Source organism: Aquibium carbonis, from assembly GCF_003970795.1.
Classification (GTDB): Bacteria; Pseudomonadota; Alphaproteobacteria; order Rhizobiales; family Rhizobiaceae; genus Aquibium; species Aquibium carbonis.
In genome coordinates this window covers 1-19,408 of record NZ_RWKW01000114.1, presented here as the reverse complement: position 1 = coordinate 19,408, position 19,408 = coordinate 1, and the positions used below count along the sequence as shown (strand labels likewise).

The 19,408-nt window shown below is 65.2% G+C and carries 17 protein-coding genes and 2 tRNA genes; 14 read left to right on the top strand and 5 right to left on the bottom strand.

The genetic code is table 11. The features are described from left to right. Positions 1-34: 34 nt before the first annotated feature. Positions 35-907, bottom strand: a complete 873-nt coding sequence (locus EJC49_RS23330) for a 23S rRNA (adenine(2030)-N(6))-methyltransferase RlmJ (RefSeq protein WP_126702334.1) — start codon at positions 905-907, stop codon at positions 35-37. Positions 908-1,018: 111 nt separating this feature from the next. On the opposite strand from EJC49_RS23330, the gene EJC49_RS23325 reads away from it, so the two are divergent. Further along, a complete protein-coding gene (locus tag EJC49_RS23325; protein ID WP_126702333.1) occupies positions 1,019-3,124 on the top strand; it encodes a molybdopterin-containing oxidoreductase family protein in 2,106 nt (701 codons plus the stop codon). Positions 3,125-3,160: 36 nt separating this feature from the next. Here EJC49_RS23325 and EJC49_RS23320 read toward each other — a convergent pair whose 3' ends face one another. The 3 genes from EJC49_RS23320 to purM form a co-directional block, all read right to left on the bottom strand. Continuing rightward, a complete protein-coding gene (locus EJC49_RS23320; RefSeq protein ID WP_126702336.1) occupies positions 3,161-4,105 on the bottom strand; it encodes an acetamidase/formamidase family protein in 945 nt (314 codons plus the stop codon). Between the two features lie 144 nt (positions 4,106-4,249). Further along, complete coding sequence (gene purN, locus EJC49_RS23315; RefSeq protein WP_126702332.1) at positions 4,250-4,966, bottom strand: phosphoribosylglycinamide formyltransferase; 717 nt, start codon at positions 4,964-4,966, stop codon at positions 4,250-4,252. Continuing rightward, positions 4,963-6,027 (bottom strand): phosphoribosylformylglycinamidine cyclo-ligase, encoded by a 1,065-nt coding sequence (gene purM, locus EJC49_RS23310; protein WP_126702331.1) that lies wholly within the window; start codon positions 6,025-6,027, stop codon positions 4,963-4,965. Before purM ends, purN begins: the two co-directional genes overlap by 4 nt. Positions 6,028-6,295: 268 nt before the next feature. On the opposite strand from purM, the gene EJC49_RS23305 reads away from it, so the two are divergent. The 9 genes from EJC49_RS23305 (at position 6,296) to EJC49_RS23265 (ending at position 13,213) form a co-directional block, all read left to right on the top strand. Further along, the gene (locus EJC49_RS23305) at positions 6,296-6,853 is read left to right on the top strand and encodes a CDP-alcohol phosphatidyltransferase family protein (protein ID WP_126702330.1); all 558 of its coding nucleotides are present in this window, start codon (positions 6,296-6,298) and stop codon (positions 6,851-6,853) included. Further along, positions 6,825-7,982, top strand: a complete 1,158-nt coding sequence (locus EJC49_RS23300; protein WP_126702329.1) for an AI-2E family transporter — start codon at positions 6,825-6,827, stop codon at positions 7,980-7,982. The genes EJC49_RS23305 and EJC49_RS23300 overlap by 29 nt, the downstream gene beginning before the upstream one ends. Positions 7,983-7,986: 4 nt before the next feature. Beyond that, positions 7,987-8,694 (top strand): DnaA regulatory inactivator HdaA, encoded by a 708-nt coding sequence (gene hdaA / locus EJC49_RS23295; protein WP_126702328.1) that lies wholly within the window; start codon positions 7,987-7,989, stop codon positions 8,692-8,694. Positions 8,695-9,124: 430 nt separating this feature from the next. Continuing rightward, complete coding sequence (locus tag EJC49_RS23290) at positions 9,125-11,050, top strand: pilus assembly protein TadG-related protein (protein ID WP_126702327.1); 1,926 nt, start codon at positions 9,125-9,127, stop codon at positions 11,048-11,050. Then, positions 10,990-11,628: a TadE/TadG family type IV pilus assembly protein gene (locus EJC49_RS23285; protein ID WP_170314850.1), complete on the top strand. Its 639-nt coding sequence runs from the start codon at positions 10,990-10,992 to the stop codon at positions 11,626-11,628. Before EJC49_RS23290 ends, EJC49_RS23285 begins: the two co-directional genes overlap by 61 nt. Then, positions 11,625-12,068: a TadE/TadG family type IV pilus assembly protein gene (locus tag EJC49_RS23280; RefSeq protein WP_126702325.1), complete on the top strand. Its 444-nt coding sequence runs from the start codon at positions 11,625-11,627 to the stop codon at positions 12,066-12,068. The genes EJC49_RS23285 and EJC49_RS23280 overlap by 4 nt, the downstream gene beginning before the upstream one ends. Positions 12,069-12,458: 390 nt before the next feature. Continuing rightward, a tRNA-Pro gene (locus EJC49_RS23275) sits at positions 12,459-12,535 on the top strand. A 254-nt stretch (positions 12,536-12,789) separates the two neighbouring features. Continuing rightward, the gene (locus tag EJC49_RS23270; protein WP_126702324.1) at positions 12,790-13,095 is read left to right on the top strand and encodes an ETC complex I subunit; all 306 of its coding nucleotides are present in this window, start codon (positions 12,790-12,792) and stop codon (positions 13,093-13,095) included. Positions 13,096-13,136: 41 nt separating this feature from the next. Further along, positions 13,137-13,213, top strand: a tRNA-Arg gene (locus EJC49_RS23265). A gap of 121 nt (positions 13,214-13,334) precedes the next feature. Here EJC49_RS23265 and EJC49_RS23260 read toward each other — a convergent pair. Continuing rightward, on the bottom strand, positions 13,335-14,510 hold the full coding sequence (locus EJC49_RS23260) for a cystathionine beta-lyase (RefSeq protein WP_280960063.1): 1,176 nt from the start codon (positions 14,508-14,510) through the stop codon (positions 13,335-13,337). Between the two features lie 378 nt (positions 14,511-14,888). Here EJC49_RS23260 and EJC49_RS23255 point away from each other — a divergent pair, with 378 nt between their 5' ends. From EJC49_RS23255 to EJC49_RS23240, 4 genes are all read left to right on the top strand, one after another. Continuing rightward, a complete protein-coding gene (locus EJC49_RS23255) occupies positions 14,889-15,920 on the top strand; it encodes an amino acid ABC transporter substrate-binding protein (RefSeq protein WP_126702323.1) in 1,032 nt (343 codons plus the stop codon). A gap of 69 nt (positions 15,921-15,989) precedes the next feature. Next, the gene (locus tag EJC49_RS23250; protein ID WP_126702322.1) at positions 15,990-17,183 is read left to right on the top strand and encodes an amino acid ABC transporter permease; all 1,194 of its coding nucleotides are present in this window, start codon (positions 15,990-15,992) and stop codon (positions 17,181-17,183) included. Between the two features lie 9 nt (positions 17,184-17,192). Then, complete coding sequence (locus tag EJC49_RS23245; protein ID WP_126702321.1) at positions 17,193-18,350, top strand: amino acid ABC transporter permease; 1,158 nt, start codon at positions 17,193-17,195, stop codon at positions 18,348-18,350. 43 nt (positions 18,351-18,393) lie between these two features. Beyond that, positions 18,394-19,194: an amino acid ABC transporter ATP-binding protein gene (locus EJC49_RS23240; protein WP_126702320.1), complete on the top strand. Its 801-nt coding sequence runs from the start codon at positions 18,394-18,396 to the stop codon at positions 19,192-19,194. Positions 19,195-19,408: the final 214 nt, after the last annotated feature.

The following is a 19,408-nucleotide window of genomic DNA, read 5'->3' as shown; positions in this document are numbered from 1 at the left end:
TCCAAAGAATCCAGATCAAACCTCCACGCCAGTCCTATTTCTCAAATGCGATTCCCCTAGTCTCGCCTGCAAGCTCTTCGACTTGCCAGAAGGCGCCGGGGCCGTCGGCGAGCACGCGGGTCAGCTCCGGCAGGACTGTCTCGAGTTCCGCGGCGAGAGGGTGGGGCGGGTTGACGATCAGCATGCCGGTTCCGTCGAGGCGCGGCGCATCTCCCGCGCCGCGAATGGTCACCGAGACGTCGAGAACCTTGGCGATCGCGCCTGCCCGAAATCCATCGCGGAACACTTCGGCTGCCCGCCGATCCTTTATCGGGTACCAGACGGCATAGACCCCGCCCGGCCAGCGCCGGTGGGCCTTTGCGAGCTTCGCCGCGATCCGTTCGAACTCGCCGGTCTCCTCAAAGGGCGGATCGATCACCACCATCCCGCGTTTTTCCTTCGGCGGCAACTGCGCTCCGAGCGCCAGCCAGCCGTCGAGTTCGATCACCCGGGTCTGGAAATCGCCGGCGAATTCCCGCTTCAGTGCCGCGGCGTCCTGCGGATGCAACTCGATCGCCGTCAGACGGTCGCGCTCGCGCAGAAGGCGCCGCACGATTTTCGGCGACCCCGGATAGTGCCGGACCCCGCCGCCCGGATTGAACGCCCGCACCGCATCGATATAGGGCGAAAGCAGCGCCGCCGCCTTCGGCTCCAGCGTCGCCCCGATCACCCGGCCGATGCCGCCGCGCCATTCGCCGGTCTTTTGCGCAGCCTCCGAGGACAGGTCGTAGAGGCCGATCCCGGCATGGGTGTCGATCACCCGGAACGCCTTGTCCTTGCGTTTCAGGTAATCGACGATCCGCACCAGGATGGCGTGCTTGACCACGTCGGCGAAATTTCCGGCGTGGTAGATGTGGCGGTAGTTCATGGCATGGCTTCGCTCGTTCGTCGCATCCATCACCATGGCGCGCGCGATGGATCAAATCATTTCGTAGGACCCGACCTGTAAGGCGCTGACAAAAGTCGCTAGTCTCGCGTCATGAACCAGCACGCACCGATCCGAACCGGCCATTCGGCCTGCCCGCACGACTGCCCGTCCACCTGTGCGCTCGAGGTCGAAATCCTCGGCCCCGGCCGCATCGGCCGCGTGCACGGGGCGAAGGCCAACAGCTACACGGCCGGCGTCATCTGCGCCAAGGTCGCCCGCTATGCCGAGCGGGTGCACCACCCCGAGCGCCTGCTGAAGCCGCTGGTGCGGGCGGGCGCCAAGGGCGATGGCCAGTGGAAGGAGGCATCCTGGGAGTCCGCCCTCGACCTCGTTGCCGAAAGGCTCCTGAAGGCCGAGGAAAAGCATGGCTCGGAAGCCGTCTGGCCCTACTACTACGCTGGGACCATGGGCCTCGTGCAGCGCGATTCCATCAACCGGCTGCGCCACGCCAAGCGCTATTCCGGCTTCTTCGACACCATCTGCACCAATCTCGCCTGGACCGGTTACGTCATGGGCACCGGTCGGCTGACCGGGCCCGACCCGCGCGAGATGGCGAAGTCGGACTGCGTCGTGATCTGGGGCACCAACGCCGTGGTCACCCAGGTCAATGTCATGACCCACGCCATCCGCGCCCGCAAGGAACGCGGCGCGAAGATCGTGGTCGTCGACATCTACGATAACGCCACGATGAAGCAGGCCGACCTTGGCCTGATCCTGAAACCGGGCACCGACGGTGCGCTGGCCTGCGCGGTCATGCACGTGCTCTTCCGCGACGGCCTCGCCGACCGCGCCTACATGGAGACATACGCCGACGATCCGGCCGGGCTGGAGGCGCATCTGGCGACCCGCACGCCGGAGTGGGCTTCCGCCATCACCGGGCTCTCGGTCGAGGAGATCGAGGCCTTTGCCCGGCTCGTCGGCACCACGCCGCGCACCTTCTTTCGCCTCGGCTACGGTTTCGCGCGCCAGCGCAATGGCGCGGTCAACATGCACGCGGCCCTATCCATCGCCACGGTGGCCGGCCACTGGCAGCACGAGGGCGGCGGCGCCTTCCACAACAATGGCGGAATCTACCGGCTCGACACCTCTCTGCTCGAAGGCGCCCGTATGGCCGATCCGAAGATCCGCCATCTCGACCAGTCGCAGATCGGCCGCGTGCTCACCGGTGACGCCGAGGCGCTGCGCGGTGGTCCGCCGGTCACCGCGCTTCTGATCCAGAACACCAACCCCGCCAATGTCTGCCCCGAGCAGCGGCTGGTGAAGCAGGGTTTCCTGCGCGACGACCTGTTCACCTGCGTCCACGAGCACTTCATGACCGACACGGCCAGGCTCGCCGACGTCGTGCTTCCGGCCACCATGTTCGTCGAGCACGACGACATCTACAAGGGCGGCGGCAACCAGCACATCACGCTGGGGCCAAAGCTCATCGACCCGCCGGAAGGCCCGCGCACCAACCTCTACGTCATCGAGGAGCTGGCCAGGCGCCTCGGCGTCGCCGACCAGCCGGGCTTCGGCATGACCGAGCGCCAGCACATCGATGTCCTGCTTTCCAAGCGCGGGCTGGGCTCCTTCGAGACCTTCGAGGCGGACCGCTGGGTCGATCTGCAGCCCGATTTTGAGACCGCGCACTATCTCAAGGGCTTCGGCCATCCGGACGGAAAGTTCCGCTTCAAGCCGCAATGGCAGGGCGGGGCGGCGCCCAACAAGCCGCCGAAATCGCTCGGCCTGCTTGGCCCGCATGAGCGCCTTCCGGTCTTCCCCGACCATGTCGACCTGATCGAGGAGGCCGACGGGCCCCACCCCTTCCGGCTGGCCACGTCGCCCGCCCGCAACTTTTTGAATTCGAGCTTCACCGAGACGCCCACCTCGCAGGCGCGCGAAAGGCGTCCCGAACTGCTGATCCACCCGGACGACGCCGCAAGCCTCGGCATCGCCGACGCCGACCGCGTCGAGCTCGGCAACACCCGCGGCGAAATCGTTCTGCACGCGAAACTCTTCGACGGGGTGAGGCGCGGCGTCGTCATCGCCGAAGGCATCTGGCCCAATTCCGCCCACGAGCGCGGCGAGGGCATCAACGTGCTGACCGGCGCGGATGCCGCCGCGCCCTATGGCGGCGCGGCGTTCCACGACAATCGGGTTTGGGTGAGAATGGCGTAGGGGAATTGGCAGTGATGAGGGGTATTGCGGCCCCCTCTATTCCAGCACCATCCTCGGAAAATAAAATGAAACCACCCAGTTCGGCTGGTCGACGATTTCGCTGATGCGCAGGTCGCCGGCCACGCTGCACAGCATGTAGGCGTCCACCGCGGCCATGCCGGTGCGGCGGGAGAGAAGGTCCACCATCTGCGACACCGCCTCGCGGGCGGCCGTCATCAGGTCGGGGCCGATGCCCATGGTGGCGTCGTAGCCTTTGGCGTCGACATGGCGGGTCACCGGCCCGGGGGTGCGCAGGCGCGGAAACTTCAGGTTGGCGCGCTTCTCGAGGTCGAAGGACATCGCCACCGACATCGGGCTCTCGATCGCCGTGCCGCAGATCTCGCCGTCGCCTTGCGCGGCATGCATGTCGCCCACCGAAAACAGCCCGCCCGCCACCTCCACCGGCAGCCACAGTTCCACGCCCTCGGAAATGTCGCGCACGTCGAGATTGCCGCCCACCCGGCGCGGCGGCACGATGGAATGCGTGCCGTGCGCAGCCGGCGCCAGCCCGATCGTGCCCGGAAAGGGTTTTAGCGGCACCCGTCCGCCCGGACCGAAGGCCGCCGGCCCGGAGAGGCTGGAGGAATAGCTCCAGACATGAAGCGCGGGGTCGCGAAACTGGTCGGCGAGAAGGCCGAAGCCTGGAATGTTGGCCGTCCAGCCCCAGCCGCTCGGTGAAAATCCGAGAATCTTCACCCGGATCGCGTCGCCGGGTTCCGCCCCATCGATGTAGACCGGCCCGGTCACTGGATTGACGAGGGCGAAATCGAGGTCGCGTACCGCCTCCACGCCCGAGACCGGCGTGATCTGGCCGCCAGAGGCGTCGATCGTGTCGAACTCCACCGTCTGCCCCGGCGCGATCCGGATCGCCGGCGGGTTGGCGTTGTTCCAGCCGTGATGGTGGATCGTCCTGTGCAGCGTGTGATCGCAGCGATGCGCCATGTCGTCGGTCCCCTTGGTGCCCACCGTTGTCGTGGTCGGGCAGTGTGGGTCCAAACCGGCCGGCGGATCAAGTCCGTGGAGCATCCTTCCTCTTCCCCGGGCAGGGAGCACGGCGAACGTACAACGCGTCGCGCGCCCCCTGCCTCAAGGCGTGAACCGCGCCAGCCGTTCCAGGTCCAGCGATTCTGCCGGCGCGGGCGCGTCGGGCGCTGGCGAATAGAGCGCGTCTTCCGCGCCCCAGTCGCTGGTGGTGGAAAACACCGCGCGGCCGTCCTCGACGCGCACCTGTCCCCGGGCCACCATGGCCAGCGCCATGGCATAGAGTCTGTGCTCCGCCTTCAGCACGCGCGCCGCGAGCGCGTCGGCGGTGTCGCCGACCAGCACCGGCACGGCGGCCTGCGCGATGATCGGGCCGTCGTCCATCGCCTCGGTGACGAAATGCACGGTGGCGCCGTGCAGTTTCACGCCGACGTCGAGCGCCCGTTGATGTGTATCGAGCCCGGGAAAGCAGGGCAGGAGCGAAGGGTGGATGTTGATCAGCCGGCCCGCCCATGCAGCCACGAAGCCGGGCGTGAGAATGCGCATGTATCCGGCGAGGCAAACGAGTTCGGCATCGAGTTCGGTCAACGCCGCGCCGATCGCCTCGTCATGGGCTGCGCGGTCGGCATGGTCGCGTTGCGGCACAACGCGGGTTGCAATGCCGCGCATCCGCGCCGATTCGAGACCACGCGCCTTCGGCGTGTTGGCGATCACGCCGACGATCTCGGCTGGATAGTCGTCCCCGGCGGCGGCGGCCACCAGCGCCTCCATGTTCGAGCCGCGGCCCGAAATCAGGATGGCGACGCGTTTTCTTGAACTCATAGCTCGATGGTCCCCCGGTAGATCACGCCTGCTTCGCGTCGCGGCACGATGCGGCCGATCGGCATCACCGCCTCGCCGGCCTCGGTCAGGACCGCCGCCACCTGCGCCGCCTGGCCGGCGGCCACGACCGCGATCATGCCGACGCCGCAGTTGAAGGTGCGCAGCATCTCCAGGTCGGCCACGCCGCCCGTCTTCTGCAGCCAGCCGAACACCGGTGGCGCGTCGATCGCATCGAGGTCGATCTCGGCCGACCAGTCGTCGGTCAGCACACGCGGGATGTTGTCGGGAAAGCCGCCGCCGGTAATGTGCGCGAGCGCCTTGATTCCATGCGTGTTGCGGATCGCGTGCAGAAGCGGTTTGACATAGATGCGGGTGGGTTCCAGCAGCGCCTCGGCAAGGGTCTTGTCGGGTGCGAAAGGCGCAGGGTCGCTCCAGGAGAGGCCCGCCTTCTCCACGATGCGGCGGACCAGCGAGAAGCCGTTCGAGTGGACGCCGGAGGAGGCCAGCCCGAGGATGACGTCGCCCTCGACGATGTCGTCGGTGGGCAGAAGCTGGCCTCGCTCGGCCGCTCCCACCGCAAATCCCGCCAGGTCGTAGTCGCCCCGGCCGTAGAGGCCGGGCATCTCGGCGGTTTCACCGCCAATCAAGGCGCACCCGGCGATGACACAGCCCTGCGCGATGCCGCTGACGATCGCCGCGCCCTGCTCGGGGTCGAGCTTGGCCGTGGCAAAATAGTCGAGGAAGAACAGGGGCTCGGCACCCTGTACCACGAGATCGTTGACGCACATGGCTACGAGGTCGATGCCAACCGTGTCGTGGATGCCCGAATCGATGGCAATCTTCACCTTCGTGCCGACACCGTCATTGGCAGCCACCAGCACCGGGTCGGTGAAGCCGGCAGCCTTCAGGTCGAAGAGCCCACCGAAACCGCCGATCTCGCCGTCGGCGCCCGGTCGACGCGTCTGGCGCACAAGAGGCTTGATCATCTCCACCATCGCGTTGCCGGCGTCGATGTCGACCCCCGAATCCGCGTAGGTGAGCCCGTTCTTTCCCTCGCTCATGCCATGGTCCCGTCGCGTTTGGGCCCGTCATGCTCGGGCCGGTCGTGCCGGGTCCATCGCATGAAGGACCGAGCCCCGCAAGCACGGCCGGATTTTCAGGCCCGGGCGGCCGTGGTTTTCCCGTGGACAGCCGACCGTCCTCGGCTGGCCGCTTGAAGATCGGCACGCGAGCCGCCATGTTCGAAAACCACCGGAGGGTCGACTCCGGCGCAGCATGCTCCTGGACGGGTCGCGGCGTCGGGGCGAACGCATCCGTCGAGACAGCGCCTTGACCATACCCAACATCATCACGATCCTGCGTTTCCTGCTCGTCCCCGCCGTCGTCTATGCGATGATGTCGGGCGAACTCGGCTGGGCCTTCGCAGGTTTCATCGTCGCGGGCATTTCCGACGGGGTCGACGGCTTCATCGCGCGTCAGTTCAATCAGCGCACCGAACTCGGCGCGTATCTGGACCCGATTGCCGACAAGCTGTTGCTCGTTTCGGTCTTCGTCGTGCTCGGTCAGATGGGCGAACTGCCCCTCTGGCTGGTGATTGCGGTGGTCTCGCGCGATGCGCTGATCGTCGGCGCGGTGCTCTTGTCCTATGTGATGGGAAATCCCGTCCTGGTGAAACCGCTGTTCGTCTCGAAGGCCAACACCACCGCGCAGATTTTGCTGGCTGGCCTGGTGCTCGGCGAACTCTCGCTCTCGGCCGCGATCGACAATCTGCGTGATGCGCTGATCGTTCTGACGGGCCTCTTGACCGCGGCTTCGGCAGCGGCCTATCTCGTTGCCTGGCTCAGGCACATGAACGGCGATGGCGAGAGCGACACCCCGAAACGCTGATCTGGAGTCGGACATGGCGACGAGTGCCGCCCTCACGCGCAGGGCGTTGTTCTGGCTCGCGGCCGTCGTCTTCGTCGTGGCCTTTCTTCTGGTCTTCAGCTCCATCCTGCTGCCCTTCGTGGCCGGCATGGTTCTGGCCTATTTTCTTGATCCGGTGGCGGACTGGCTCGAGCGCCACGGCCTGTCGCGGCTGGCGGCCACGGTTCTCATCCTCGTCGCCTTCCTCGTCTCCTTCGTGCTGGCGCTGATGGTGATCGTCCCGATCCTGGCGACCCAGTTTGCGGGCTTCGCCGCCAATCTGCCGGGCTACCTCGCCACGTTGCAGGCGCTGGTCACGGAATTCGACCCAGGCTGGCTGGAGCGGACGATCGGTGTCGACGCCAAGAGCCTGCGCGAAGGGCTGAGCGGCCTGATTTCCCAAGGCGCCGGGTTCCTCACCGGGTTGTTCCAGTCGCTGTGGACTTCGGGTCTCGCGATCATCAACATCGGCGGCCTGCTCGTCGTGACGCCGGTCGTGGCCTTCTACATGCTGCTCGACTGGGATCGCATGATCGCCAAGGTGGACAGCTGGGTGCCGCGCGACCACGTTGCCACCGTTCGGCGACTGGCGACCGACATCAACACCGCGACGGCGGGGTTTCTGCGCGGGCAGGGCACGCTGTGCATCATCCTGGGCGTCATGTACGCCATCGGGCTCACGATCGTCGGCCTCAATTTCGGCTTGCTGATCGGCCTCTTCGCCGGGCTGATCAGTTTCATACCCTACATCGGCTCGCTCGTCGGTCTCGTATTGTCGGTCGGCGTCGCCTTCGTGCAGTTCTGGCCCGACTGGACCACCGTCGCTGTCGTCGCCGGCATCTTCTTCGCCGGTCAGTTCATCGAGGGGAACATCCTGCAGCCCAAACTGGTGGGAAAGAGCGTCAATCTTCATCCCGTCTGGCTCATGTTCGCCCTGTTCGCCTTCGGCTCGCTGTTCGGTTTCGTCGGGCTGCTTCTGGCGGTGCCGGCCTCCGCCGCGGTCGCCGTACTCGTGCGCTTCGCCATCGCACGCTATCTGGATTCGCCGCTGTATCGTGGCCATGGCCCGGCGACCGACGTCGTTGTCGATCCGGCCCCCCGGTCGGAGTGAGCCGATGTCGCGCCGATCGGACATCAAAGCGCGGCAGTTGCCGCTCGATCTTGGCCATCATGCCGAACTCTCGCGCGAAAACCTGATCGTCTCGCCGGCCAACGCCGCCGCTGTCGCGCTTGTCGACCGCTGGCCGGACTGGACCTCCCCGGTCGCGGTGCTGGCTGGGCCGACCGGGTCGGGAAAGTCCCATCTGGCGGAAATCTGGGCGCAGGCGGCCGACGCCGTGCGCCTGTCGCCTGCTGGGCTCGGCGACGGCTTCGAGGCGGCTCAGCAGGGCCGGGCCATCCTGATCGATGGCATCGCGACTGGCGAATGCGACCAGACTGCGCTGTTTCACCTGATCAACCAGGTCCGCACGGCCAACAGCTTCATGCTCCTGACGTCGCGAGCCTTCCCCGCCGCATGGGGCGTGACGCTGCCCGATCTCGCCTCGCGCCTGCGCGCCGCGACCGTCGTCGAGATCGGCGAACCGGACGACCTCTTGCTCGCGGGGGTCATCACCAAGCTCTTCGCCGACCGACAGGTGGAGGTCGAAGCCCATGTGGTCGCGTACCTCATCTCCCGCATCGAACGCTCGCTATCGACCGCCGGCCGCGTCGTCGATGAGCTTGACAGGACAGCACTCGAGCAGAAGTCCCGTGTGACGCGGACCCTTGCAGCCTCGGTGATAACCGCGTTGGACGAGGGCCAGGGGGATCTGGGGCTTTGAACGCCGGGAGCCGTGCCTCTCGGCTCGACTTGCCGGGCAGTCGGGGAAGGCGCCGGTATCGGCAGGCTGAAGTCGTTGACGATCGGACGAGGAACACCGGCGGACGATCCGTGTGCTGGCTTGTCTGGCAACTGCCTTCCGGGTTTTCACGACAACCTTGATCCCACCGCGCCATGCGCCTCAGCGCGTTTGTCAAGCGGCTGCGGCCAGAGGCGGTTTCGTTCCCCCACACCTCGACACTCGAAAACTGCTCGCTGGAGTTGATTTCGAGCACACCTTTAGCGTTCCGTAAGGGAAATTCAGGCACAACTTGTGAAAGCCACCACTCGGTGTAGCGGCGTCCGCGCCGTGCTCGTTCGATCGGTTTCTGGGGCAAGCAGGAGGGCATCCACTGGAATTCTTCGACCGGCTCCGACGCGGTGCTCGTTCGTTGGCCTCCGATCGGGGTGGCAACGTCCTCATCGTCAGCGCGCTTTCGCTGCCCGTGGTCATCGGTGCCGCAGGGCTCGTTGCCGAGTATGGCGTGGCGCTCGTCGAGCGCACGGAAAACCAGCGGGTTGCGGATCTCGCCGCTTTCTCCGCTGCGACCGCTTATGGCAAGAACGGATCCGAAAAGGAAATGATCGCCGCGGCCAACCGCGTTGCGATGATCAATCAGTTCGATCCGTCCGCCCTCTCCGTCAAACTGGTGTCGCTGCCGGGCGACGCTTCCGCTCGAGCCGTCCGCGTATCCGTCGTCACCGACAAGTCTCTCTTCCTGTCTCAGATGGTCAGCAGCCGTGTCTCGCTCGACGTTGCGGCCGAGGCCTACGCCTTGGTGGCACAGGAGGAAACCGGCCCCTCCGCCTGCATTCTGGCTCTCGACGCCGCCGGATCCGGCTTGACGCTGAGCGGCGGCACCAAGGTCGAAGCCTTGGAATGCGTCACGTCCTCAAACGCCACGATTGCCGTTCCCTGTGGGACGTCGGTCACTGCACTCGAGGTGACCTACGGCTCCATCGCGGCGCCAAGCGCGCCATGTTCGGGCATCAAGGGGCCGAACAATGCGGCCGCCAAGATTACCAGGCATCACACGCCCGATCCTTTCGAAAACAGTTCGCGCGTGGCGGCTGCGGCGGCGCGCGTCAACGTTGCCGCAAACGTGAAGTACCCGCCGACGCCGACGGCCCTTTCGGGCGGCAACATCGATTTCGCGTGGAACCAGAGCGGCACCAAGAGCCAGGCACTCGCCGTCGGTTGCACGGCCGCCTGGTCACAGCCGACCTGGACCCTCGATTGCGGAACCAGGACCGAAGTGTCTTTTGGTACCATAACCATGGGGGGCGGCATCCAGCTCGACTTCAACCTCAACGGTCCCGCCGGCGCAACCTACACCTTTTCCGGCCCCGTCACCGTCGCTGGCTCCCAGACCCGTTTCGGCAACGGCAACTATGTGTTCTCGAAGGGCTTCAGTGCCTCGGGCACTGCATCATTCGGAGCGGGGTCGTTCAGCTTCGGGGTTCATTCGGCTTGCGGCTACAGCATCTGCAACAATGGCGGCGCGTCCCTGACCTTTGCCGGACCGAGTTCCTTTTCGGTGGCGAGCGGGATCAAGTCCAGCGGTGGAACGACGCTCGTCATGGGCGCGGGAACCGGAAACAGCTTCCATCTGGGCGCAGCCAGCGGGACGGGATACGCCCTTCATGCCGAGGGCGGTGCGAAGGTCACCATGGCCGACGCCACCGGTAGCCTTGGCCGCTTCGAGGTCAAGGGCGACATGAAGGCGGATGGCGGATCCTGCCTGTCCATCCCTGCTGCCGCCCATCATGATGTTTCCGGTTCCCTTTCAATTGCCGGCGGACTGGCACTCGGTGCCGGCAACTATGCGATCGATGGATACTTCGCGCTCGGCGAAAGCGGTGGCGGAAATGTGAATTGCTTCGGAAGTGACCTGAGCCTCGATGCCGACCAGGTCGCGCTCGTCGTCTCCGGGAGCAAACAGTCCAAATCCGGCAGCTGCACGGGGAGGGCGTTCTGCGTGGCGTCGGGGTACAGGAACATCCGGCTTGTGGCGCCTTCAAAGGGCGATCTGGCGGGTTTTGCCGTCATCGGCCCGATCCAGGCGAACCAGAAGGCCGGCGCGGCGTTCGTCGAGGGCGGTTCGAACGCCCGGGTCTCGGGGGTGTTCTATTTCCCGAACGGACCCGTCGACCTCAAGGGCGGAGCGAATGCGCTCGGCCTTGCCGACGGCGAATCATGCCTCCAGGTCGTGGGCTCTGCGATTGCGCTGTCCGGCGGAACCGCCGCGGCATCCGAATGCAAGGCGGCCTTGGATTCCGCGGGATCCGCCGGCGGCAAGGTGAGGCTTGCGCGATGAGACATCTCTTACCCTTTGGCGGGCTTGGACTGCGGGCCATCCTGAGGCTGGCGCGGGACCGCAAAGGTGTTTCCGCGGTCGAGTTTGCGCTGATTGCGCCGGTATTTCTGGTCATCCTCGCGGGTGTCATCGACGTCGGTCAGATGATGCAGATCAGGTCGGAGCTGAACACCGCGGTTTCGGCTGGTGCCAACCGCATCCTGCTGAACGGAGGAGGCCTGTCTGCGGGAACGGCCGAAGCGATCGCGAGTGATGTCGCCTTCATCTCCGCGGCCGACACGCCCGGGGTCACGGCCAAGGTGACCATCAACAACGCATTCACGGTGAGCATGACCGGGCGGGCGGCAAGTGCTTCGGGGAAGACGTCCGTCGCCGATCAGTGTTTCTGTCCCAACCCCCAGGGAACGGCAGTCGATTGGTCCGTTGCGGTGTCGTGCGGCGCGGCCTGCCCGGCGAGCGATGAGTTCGCCGCGAAATACCTCGAGATCAGCGTCAGCCGGCCCTACGATGCCATGTTCGGAGGCTATGGATTCCTCGGCAACTCGATCGCCGTCAAGACCACGGTGTCCACGCCATGATCGCGGCCCTGCGGTCGTGGATGTTTCGCCGCGACGGCACCGTTGCCGTCGAGATGGCGCTTCTCGCCTTGCCGCTTTTCATGCTCCTCTTCGGAACCATCGAGTACAGCCGCGTCTATTGGGCTGGACAGGCGCTTCGGGAGACCGCCGTCAAATCGGCTCGCTGCATGGGGATCATGTCCGAGCCTTGCAGCGAAAGCGACGTCTACAGCGAGAAGAAGACCATCGACTACGTGACCAAGGAGGCCGAGGCTCTCGGCATCCGTCTTCTTGCCGCCGATATCTCGCTTGCCAAAGATGCGACGTGCTGGGGGCAGCCGGGGTTCTCGAAGGTTTCGGTGTCCTATGACTTCGAATCGCCTTTGAGGGAGCTCGTCGAAGCCATTGGCAGGGGCGCCACACTGACCGCCGAGGCCTGTTTTCCAAACCAGGGTGGCTGAAGGCGGCCAGCCGGCTGGTCCGTGCCTTGCTGGTTCCCTGAAAAAGACCTGGGAGCGAGCCGCCAGCGAAACCGGTTTCGAGCTCCGCCAAGCCGCACCTGTGCCTTGAGGGGCGTGTTCGCCGGCCGCCTGGAAAGGCTGTCGGGTTCGGACCATGACGATGTCCCGCTCGAAATCGTTGCGCCCGTCGATCCACCGTGCTAGCCGGTCAATCATTCGATGCCGGCCGCACGAAACAGCGAACCAGGCCGAGACTTCCGGGCAATGCTTTCTCTGAGGTTAGGAGCCCCAGACGCCCATGCGGGTCTCAGGTTCGTTGGTGCGAAGCCTCGTCCGGACGGGTCGATTGGAAGCTGAAAGCGGTTGTAGATCGGTCGCTTGAGCAGCAGTCGGAGTGTAGCGCAGCCTGGTAGCGCATCTGGTTTGGGACCAGAGGGTCGGGAGTTCGAATCTCTCCACTCCGACCATTTTTCCCCTGGATCCGGCCGAAACGTGGCGCCGGGGACGTCGGTCGGCGGTCGACGGCGGGAATGCTCCGAGACGCATCGATGAGCGTTGGAATCGCCGCTCCTGCTCCATCAGGACAACGTCGACACGCATTGACGGGCTGGCCCGGGTGAAGCGTCCCTATCCTGGAAATCGAGGCAAACCGGGGCTTTCCGGTTGATTTTTGTCGCATACCGGGGTTACAGGACGCGACGCTCTCTCGGAAGGAACCGACATGTCAGCCCGCATCTACAGCCCCGCCAAGACCGCCATGCAGTCCGGCAAGGCCAAGACCGGCCGCTGGCTGCTGGAGTTCGATCCACAGATGCCGAAGAAGATCGACCCGCTGATGGGCTACACCACGTCGCGCGACATGCAGAGCCAGATCCGCCTCGTCTTCGATACCCGCGAGGAGGCCGTCGCCTACGCCAGCAAGCACGGCATCCCGTTCCGCGTCCAGGAGCCGAAGGAAGCAAAGCGTCGGCAGATTTCCTATTCCGACAATTTCCGTTATGACCGCAAGGTGCCGTGGACGCACTGAGCGTCCGGCGGCGACACACGGCCCGTCAGGGTCGTCGGGACGGTCCCGTAGCTCAGATGGATAGAGCACCGGCCTTCTAAGCCGATGGTCGCAGGTTCGAGTCCTGCCGGGATCGCCATCATTTCAATGGCTTAGCTGGTTGGGATACGAAAATTCCAACGCGTCTTCCGGCAACGTTCCATCCGGCTTTGTTTCGGTCGCGGATCCGCCGACGGCGCGCGAATCCTGACGCTGCTGCTTCAATCTTCGACTTTTGCCGCGGCCGCGAGCGCGCGCGTCAGGTCGGCCTGGATGTCCTCGACGTCCTCCAGCCCGATCTGCAGGCGCAGGACCGGGCCTTCGTAGTCGCCTTTCGCCACGGTGCGATCACCGAGCCAGACGCGCACCGCGAGGCACTCGTAGCCACCCCAAGAATAGCCCAGCCCGAAGATGTTCAGGGCATCGAGAAAAGCGTGCGCCTTCTTCGTTCCGCCGCCGTCGAGGACGATCGAGAAAATCCCCGAAGCGCCGCTGAAGTCGCGCTTCCAGATCGCATGGCCGGGGTGGCTTTCGAGCGCGGGATGCAGCACCTGCGAAACGCCCGGCTGGCCTTCCAGCCAGCGCGCCAGGGAAAGCGCGCTTTTCTGGTGCCGGTCGAGCCGGACGCCCATGGTTCGCAGCCCCCGCAGAACCTGGTAGACGTCATCCGGCGCGGCACAGCAGCCGAGCGTCAGGAAGGTCTCGTGCAACGGTTCCCAGCAGGCGGTGTTGGCCGAAACGGTGCCGAGCAGCACGTCCGAATGGCCGGCCGGATACTTCGTCGCGGCATGTATGGAGACGTCGACGCCGTGGTCCAGCGGGCGGAAGTAGAGCGGCGTCGCCCATGTGTTGTCCATCATCACCACCGCGCCGCCCGCGTGCGCCGCTTCGGCGATCGCCGGAATGTCCTGCATCTCGAAGGTGTTGGACCCCGGCGCCTCGGTGAACACCACCTTCGTGTTCGGCTTCATCAGCGCGGCGATGCCTGCGCCGACGTGGGGATCATAGTAGGTGATCTCGACGCCGAGGCGCTTCAGCATCGTGTCGGCGAAGCGCCGCGTCGGATGGTAGACCGAATCGACGATCAGCGCATGGTCGCCGGCCGACAGGAAGGCGAGCAGCGGCACGGTCACGGCGGCCAGGCCCGACGGCACGAGGATCGTTCCCGCCGACCCTTCCAGTTCGTCGATCGCCGCGCACAGCGCATCGGTGGTCGGCGTGCCGCGCGTTCCATACGTGTATTTCTGGTTGCGCAGCGCCATGGTCGCGGCGTCGGGGAACAGGACCGTCGAGGCGTGCACCACCGGCGGGTTGACGAATCCGTGAAAGTCGCGCGGGTCGTTGCCCATGTGGGCGAGCCGCGTGTTCACGCCCGTCTTCTGGTCTGGGTTCGGCACGTTCGGCTTCTCCGTCAATCCTGATGGCGATCATCGAGGCATAGGACGAGGGCGCGCGACGCGCAACATCCTGTGGCGCGCGCCGATGATGCAGCCCACATCAGCGGCACGGTGCGCCGGCACTTGCCGAATTCCGCGCCACTTCGGCGAACTGACTGCATTTCGCCCCATAAATGCGTGTCACACGTCGTGAAACCCTGGCCTAATCATCCATTCGCCCTTGACCAATCGATTATAATCGCCTTCGATGCTGGCGTGACGGGAGATGCAGGGAGCGTGCCGCCAGGTGCGCAACCGCCGGAGGGTTTGGCGTCTGCAACAACTTCCGCGAGGGTAATGAAATCCGGGTTTCACCGGAGAAAAAAAAGGGTTTCAGGTATGAAAACGACGATTTTGACCGGCGTGCTTGGTGCGGCCGCACTCGGGTTCGCGGCAACCGCCGCTTCCGCAGCAACGCTCGATGACGTGAAGGCCAAGGGCGAGGTCGCCTGCGGCGTCCACACCGGCCTGCAGGGATTTGCCGCCCCCGACGACCAGGGCAACTGGCGCGGTTTCGATTCGGACTTCTGTCGCGCGGTCGCGGCGGCGGTGTTCGGCGATCCGTCCAAGGTGCGCTTCGTGCCCACCAACGCGACCGAGCGCTTCACCGCGTTGCAGTCCGGCGAGATCGACGTCCTGTCGCGCAACACCACCTGGACGCTCAGCCGCGACACGTCGCTCGGCTTCAACTTCGCCGGCGTCAACTATTATGACGGCCAGGGCTTCATGATCAACGCGGCGAAGCTGCCGGGCATCAACTCCGCGCTCCAGCTGTCCGGCGCGGCCGTCTGCGTGCAGACCGGCACCACGACCGAGCTGAACCTTGCCGACTACTTCGCGGCCAACAACATGGAATACAATCCGGTCGTGTTCCAGGGCTTCGACGAGACCAACGCCGCCTACGAAGCCGGCCGCTGCGACGTCTACACCACCGACCAGTCCGGTCTCTATGCCCTGCGTCTGACCCTCGGCAACCCCGACGAGCACGTCGTGCTTCCCGAGATCATCTCGAAGGAGCCGCTCGGCCCGGTGGTTCGTCATGGTGACGACCAGTGGTTCGACGTCGTCAAGTGGACGCTGAATGCGCTGATCACGGCCGAGGAACTCGGCATCACCTCCGAGAACGTCGAGGAGATGAAGCAGTCGGACAACCCGGAAATCCGCCGCGTGCTCGGCCAGGAGGAGAACTCCACGATCGGGTCCGCTCTCGGTCTCGACAATGCCTGGGTCGCCAACGTGGTCGCCGGCGTCGGCAACTACGGCGAAGTCTTCGATCGCAACATCGGCCAGGGCAGCCCGCTCAAGATTTCGCGCGGCCTGAACCAGCTCTGGACCAAGGGCGGCATCCAGTACGCACCCCCGATCCGCTGATCGCCGCATGATCTGTTCCGGGAGGCGATCGTCGCCTCCCGGCATCTCACAATCGGGAAGGAGGGGGGCATGTCTTCCCCTGATAGTGCAAGCCACGCTGGCGCGTCCGCCCGCGGGTCGTGGCTCTATGACCCGCAGATCCGGGGCATCATCACCCAGGTGCTCGTCGCGCTGGCGCTGGTGCTCTTCGTCTGGTGGATCATCGGCAACACGACCGACAACCTGCGATCCCGCGGCATCTCGTCGGGCTTCGCCTTCCTCGACCGCCGCGCCGGCTTCGACATCAGCCAGTCGCTGATCGACTACACCGCCAACTCCACCTTCGGCCGCGCCATGCTGGTCGGCCTGCTCAACACGGTTCTGGTGGCCGTGATCGGCGTGGTCACCGCGACCTTCCTCGGCTTCCTCATCGGCATCGGTCGTCTGTCGCGCAACTGGCTGATCGCGCGCATCTGCACGGTCTATGTGGAGGTGTTCCGCAACATCCCGCCGCTGCTCGTCATCTTCTTCTGGTATCTCGGCGTGCTGGCGGTCCTGCCGGGCGTGCGCGAGAGCATCGAGCTGCCCTTCGACAGCTACATCAACAACCGGGGCTTCTTCATGCCGCGGCCGATCTGGGGCGAGGGGGCCTGGCTGATTGCCGTCGCCCTGCTCGCGGCGGTCGTCATGTCCTGGTTCATCGCGCGCGCCTCCTACAAGCGCCAGATGGAGACCGGGCAGCGGTTTCCGGTGCTGTGGACGTCTCTGGCGCTCATCCTGGGCCTGCCGCTGCTCGCCTTCGTGGTGACCGGTTTCCCGCTGACCTTCGACACCCCCTCGCTCGGCGCCTTCAACATCGTCGGCGGTCTCGACGTCAAACCCGAATTCCTGTCGCTCTATCTGGCGCTGTCCTTCTACACGGCGTCCTTCATCGCCGAGATCGTGCGCGCCGGCATCCTCGGCGTCTCGCACGGGCAGTCGGAAGCGAGCTACGCGCTCGGGCTCAGGCCCGGCCAGACGCTGCGGCTCGTCGTCATTCCCCAGGCGATGCGGATCGTCATCCCGCCACTCACCAGCCAGTATCTCAACCTGACCAAGAACTCCTCGCTGGCCGTGTTCATCGGCTACCCGGACCTCGTCCAGATCGGCCAGACGACGATGAACCAGACAGGCCAGGCGATCGAGGTCGTCGGAATCTGGATGGCGATCTATCTCGGCCTCAGCCTCGCCACGTCGGGTTTCATGAACTGGTTCAACGCCAAGATGGCGCTGGTGGAGCGGTAGGGAGCGGCCATGCAGGAACATGATATCTCTTTCGTCCGCGCAGAAATGGTGGCCAATTCGACGCCGCCGGCCGCCGAGCGCGGGATCGTCAGGTGGCTGCGAACCAACATGTTCGCCACCCCGCTCGATACGGTCCTCACGCTGCTGGGGCTCTTGCTGATCGCCTACACGCTGCCGCCCTTCATCCGCTGGGCCTTCATCGATGCGGCCTGGACAGGCCCCGACCGCTCCGTCTGCGCCACGATCGTCCAGGGTGGGCTCCAGCCCGATGGCTGGTCGGGCGCTTGCTGGGCCTTCGTCAATGCCAAGTTCGCCCAGTTCATGTACGGCCGTTACACCTTCGGCGAGCGTTGGCGGGTCGATCTGACCGCCATCCTGTTCGTGGCGCTGCTCGTGCCGCTCTTGATCCCGCGGGTGCCCTACAAGTTCCTGAACGCCGTTCTCTTCTTCGGCGTGTTTCCGATCGTCTCCTTCTTTCTCCTGGTGGGCGGCTGGTTCGGCCTCGCCTACGTGCCGACCTCGGAATGGGGCGGCCTGCTGGTGACGATGGTGCTGTCCTTCGTCGGCATATCGATTTCGCTGCCGCTCGGCATCGCGCTGGCGCTCGGACGACGATCCAAGATGCCGGTCATCAAGGTGCTGTGCGTCGTCTTCATCGAGATGGTGCGCGGCGTGCCGCTGGTGACGGTCCTGTTCATGGCCAGCGTCATGCTGCCACTGTTCATGCCGGCCGGCATGACGTTCGACCGCTTCGCACGCGCGCTGGTCGGCGTGTCGCTGTTCGCCTCCGCCTACATGGCCGAGGTGGTTCGCGGCGGTCTCCAGGCGATTCCGAAGGGGCAGTACGAAGGCGCCGATTCGCTCGGCCTCAGCTATTGGCAGAAGACCGGGCTGATCGTCCTGCCGCAGGCGCTGAAGCTGGTCATCCCGGGCATCGTCAACACCTTCATCGGCCTGTTCAAGGACACCAGCCTTGTCTACATCATAGGCATGTTCGACCTGCTCGGCATCGTGCGCCAGAACTTCCAGGACTCCAACTGGGCCTCCGCGCAGACGCCGATGTCGGGCCTGCTCTTTGCAGGCTTCATCTTCTGGATCTTCTGTTTCGGCATGTCGCGATACTCCATCTACATGGAGCGACGGCTGGACACCGGACACAAGCGATAGGCACGGCGAAGAATGCCCGTCTTGAGAAACAAGGGGAACCAACATGGCTGAGAACGTTGCCGCCGCCGAGGACATCACGGTCGACCGCTCCAAGATGCAGGTTTCCGACACCGATGTGGCGATCGAGATCGTCGGCATGCACAAATGGTATGGCGACTTCCACGTCCTGAAGGACATCAACCTGAAGGTCATGCGCGGCGAGCGCATCGTCGTCTGCGGGCCGTCGGGCTCCGGCAAGTCGACCATGATCCGCTGCATCAACCGTCTGGAGGAGCACCAGAAGGGCCAGATCGTCGTCGACGGCATCGAGCTCACCAACGATCTGAAGAAGATCGACGAGGTGCGCCGCGAGGTCGGCATGGTGTTCCAGCACTTCAACCTGTTCCCGCATCTGACCATCCTCGAGAACTGCACGCTGGCGCCGATCTGGGTGCGCAAGACGCCGAAGAAGCAGGCCGAGGAAGTGGCGATGCACTTCCTCAAGCGCGTCAAGATCCCCGAGCAGGCCAACAAATATCCCGGCCAGCTCTCCGGCGGCCAGCAGCAGCGCGTGGCGATCGCCCGGTCGCTGTGCATGAACCCGCGCATCATGCTGTTCGACGAGCCGACTTCCGCGCTCGATCCCGAGATGATCAAGGAAGTGCTGGAGACGATGGTGGGACTTGCCGAGGAAGGCATGACTATGATCTGCGTCACCCACGAGATGGGCTTCGCCCGCCAGGTCGCCAACCGCGTCATCTTCATGGACCAGGGTCAGATCGTCGAGCAGAACGTGCCGGACAAGTTCTTCGACAATCCGCAGCACGAGCGCACGAAGATGTTCCTGAGTCAGATCCTGCACTGACCGAAGGCCGTCCCGGACGCGGCAAGGGCCGACGCCTTCGTCGGGCCATCAGGAGAAAAACAGCAGGTGGCGCGGTCCAGCGGCCTCCTGTTGACGCTGGGCCGGGGACGGAGAGCATCGCAGCGGCTCTCGCCGCGTATGGGATCGCTGCGCAAACGCCCGCGCGCCGCGTGACGGTGTCTTTACCGCCCGGCTCGTCGGATCCGACAGGGAG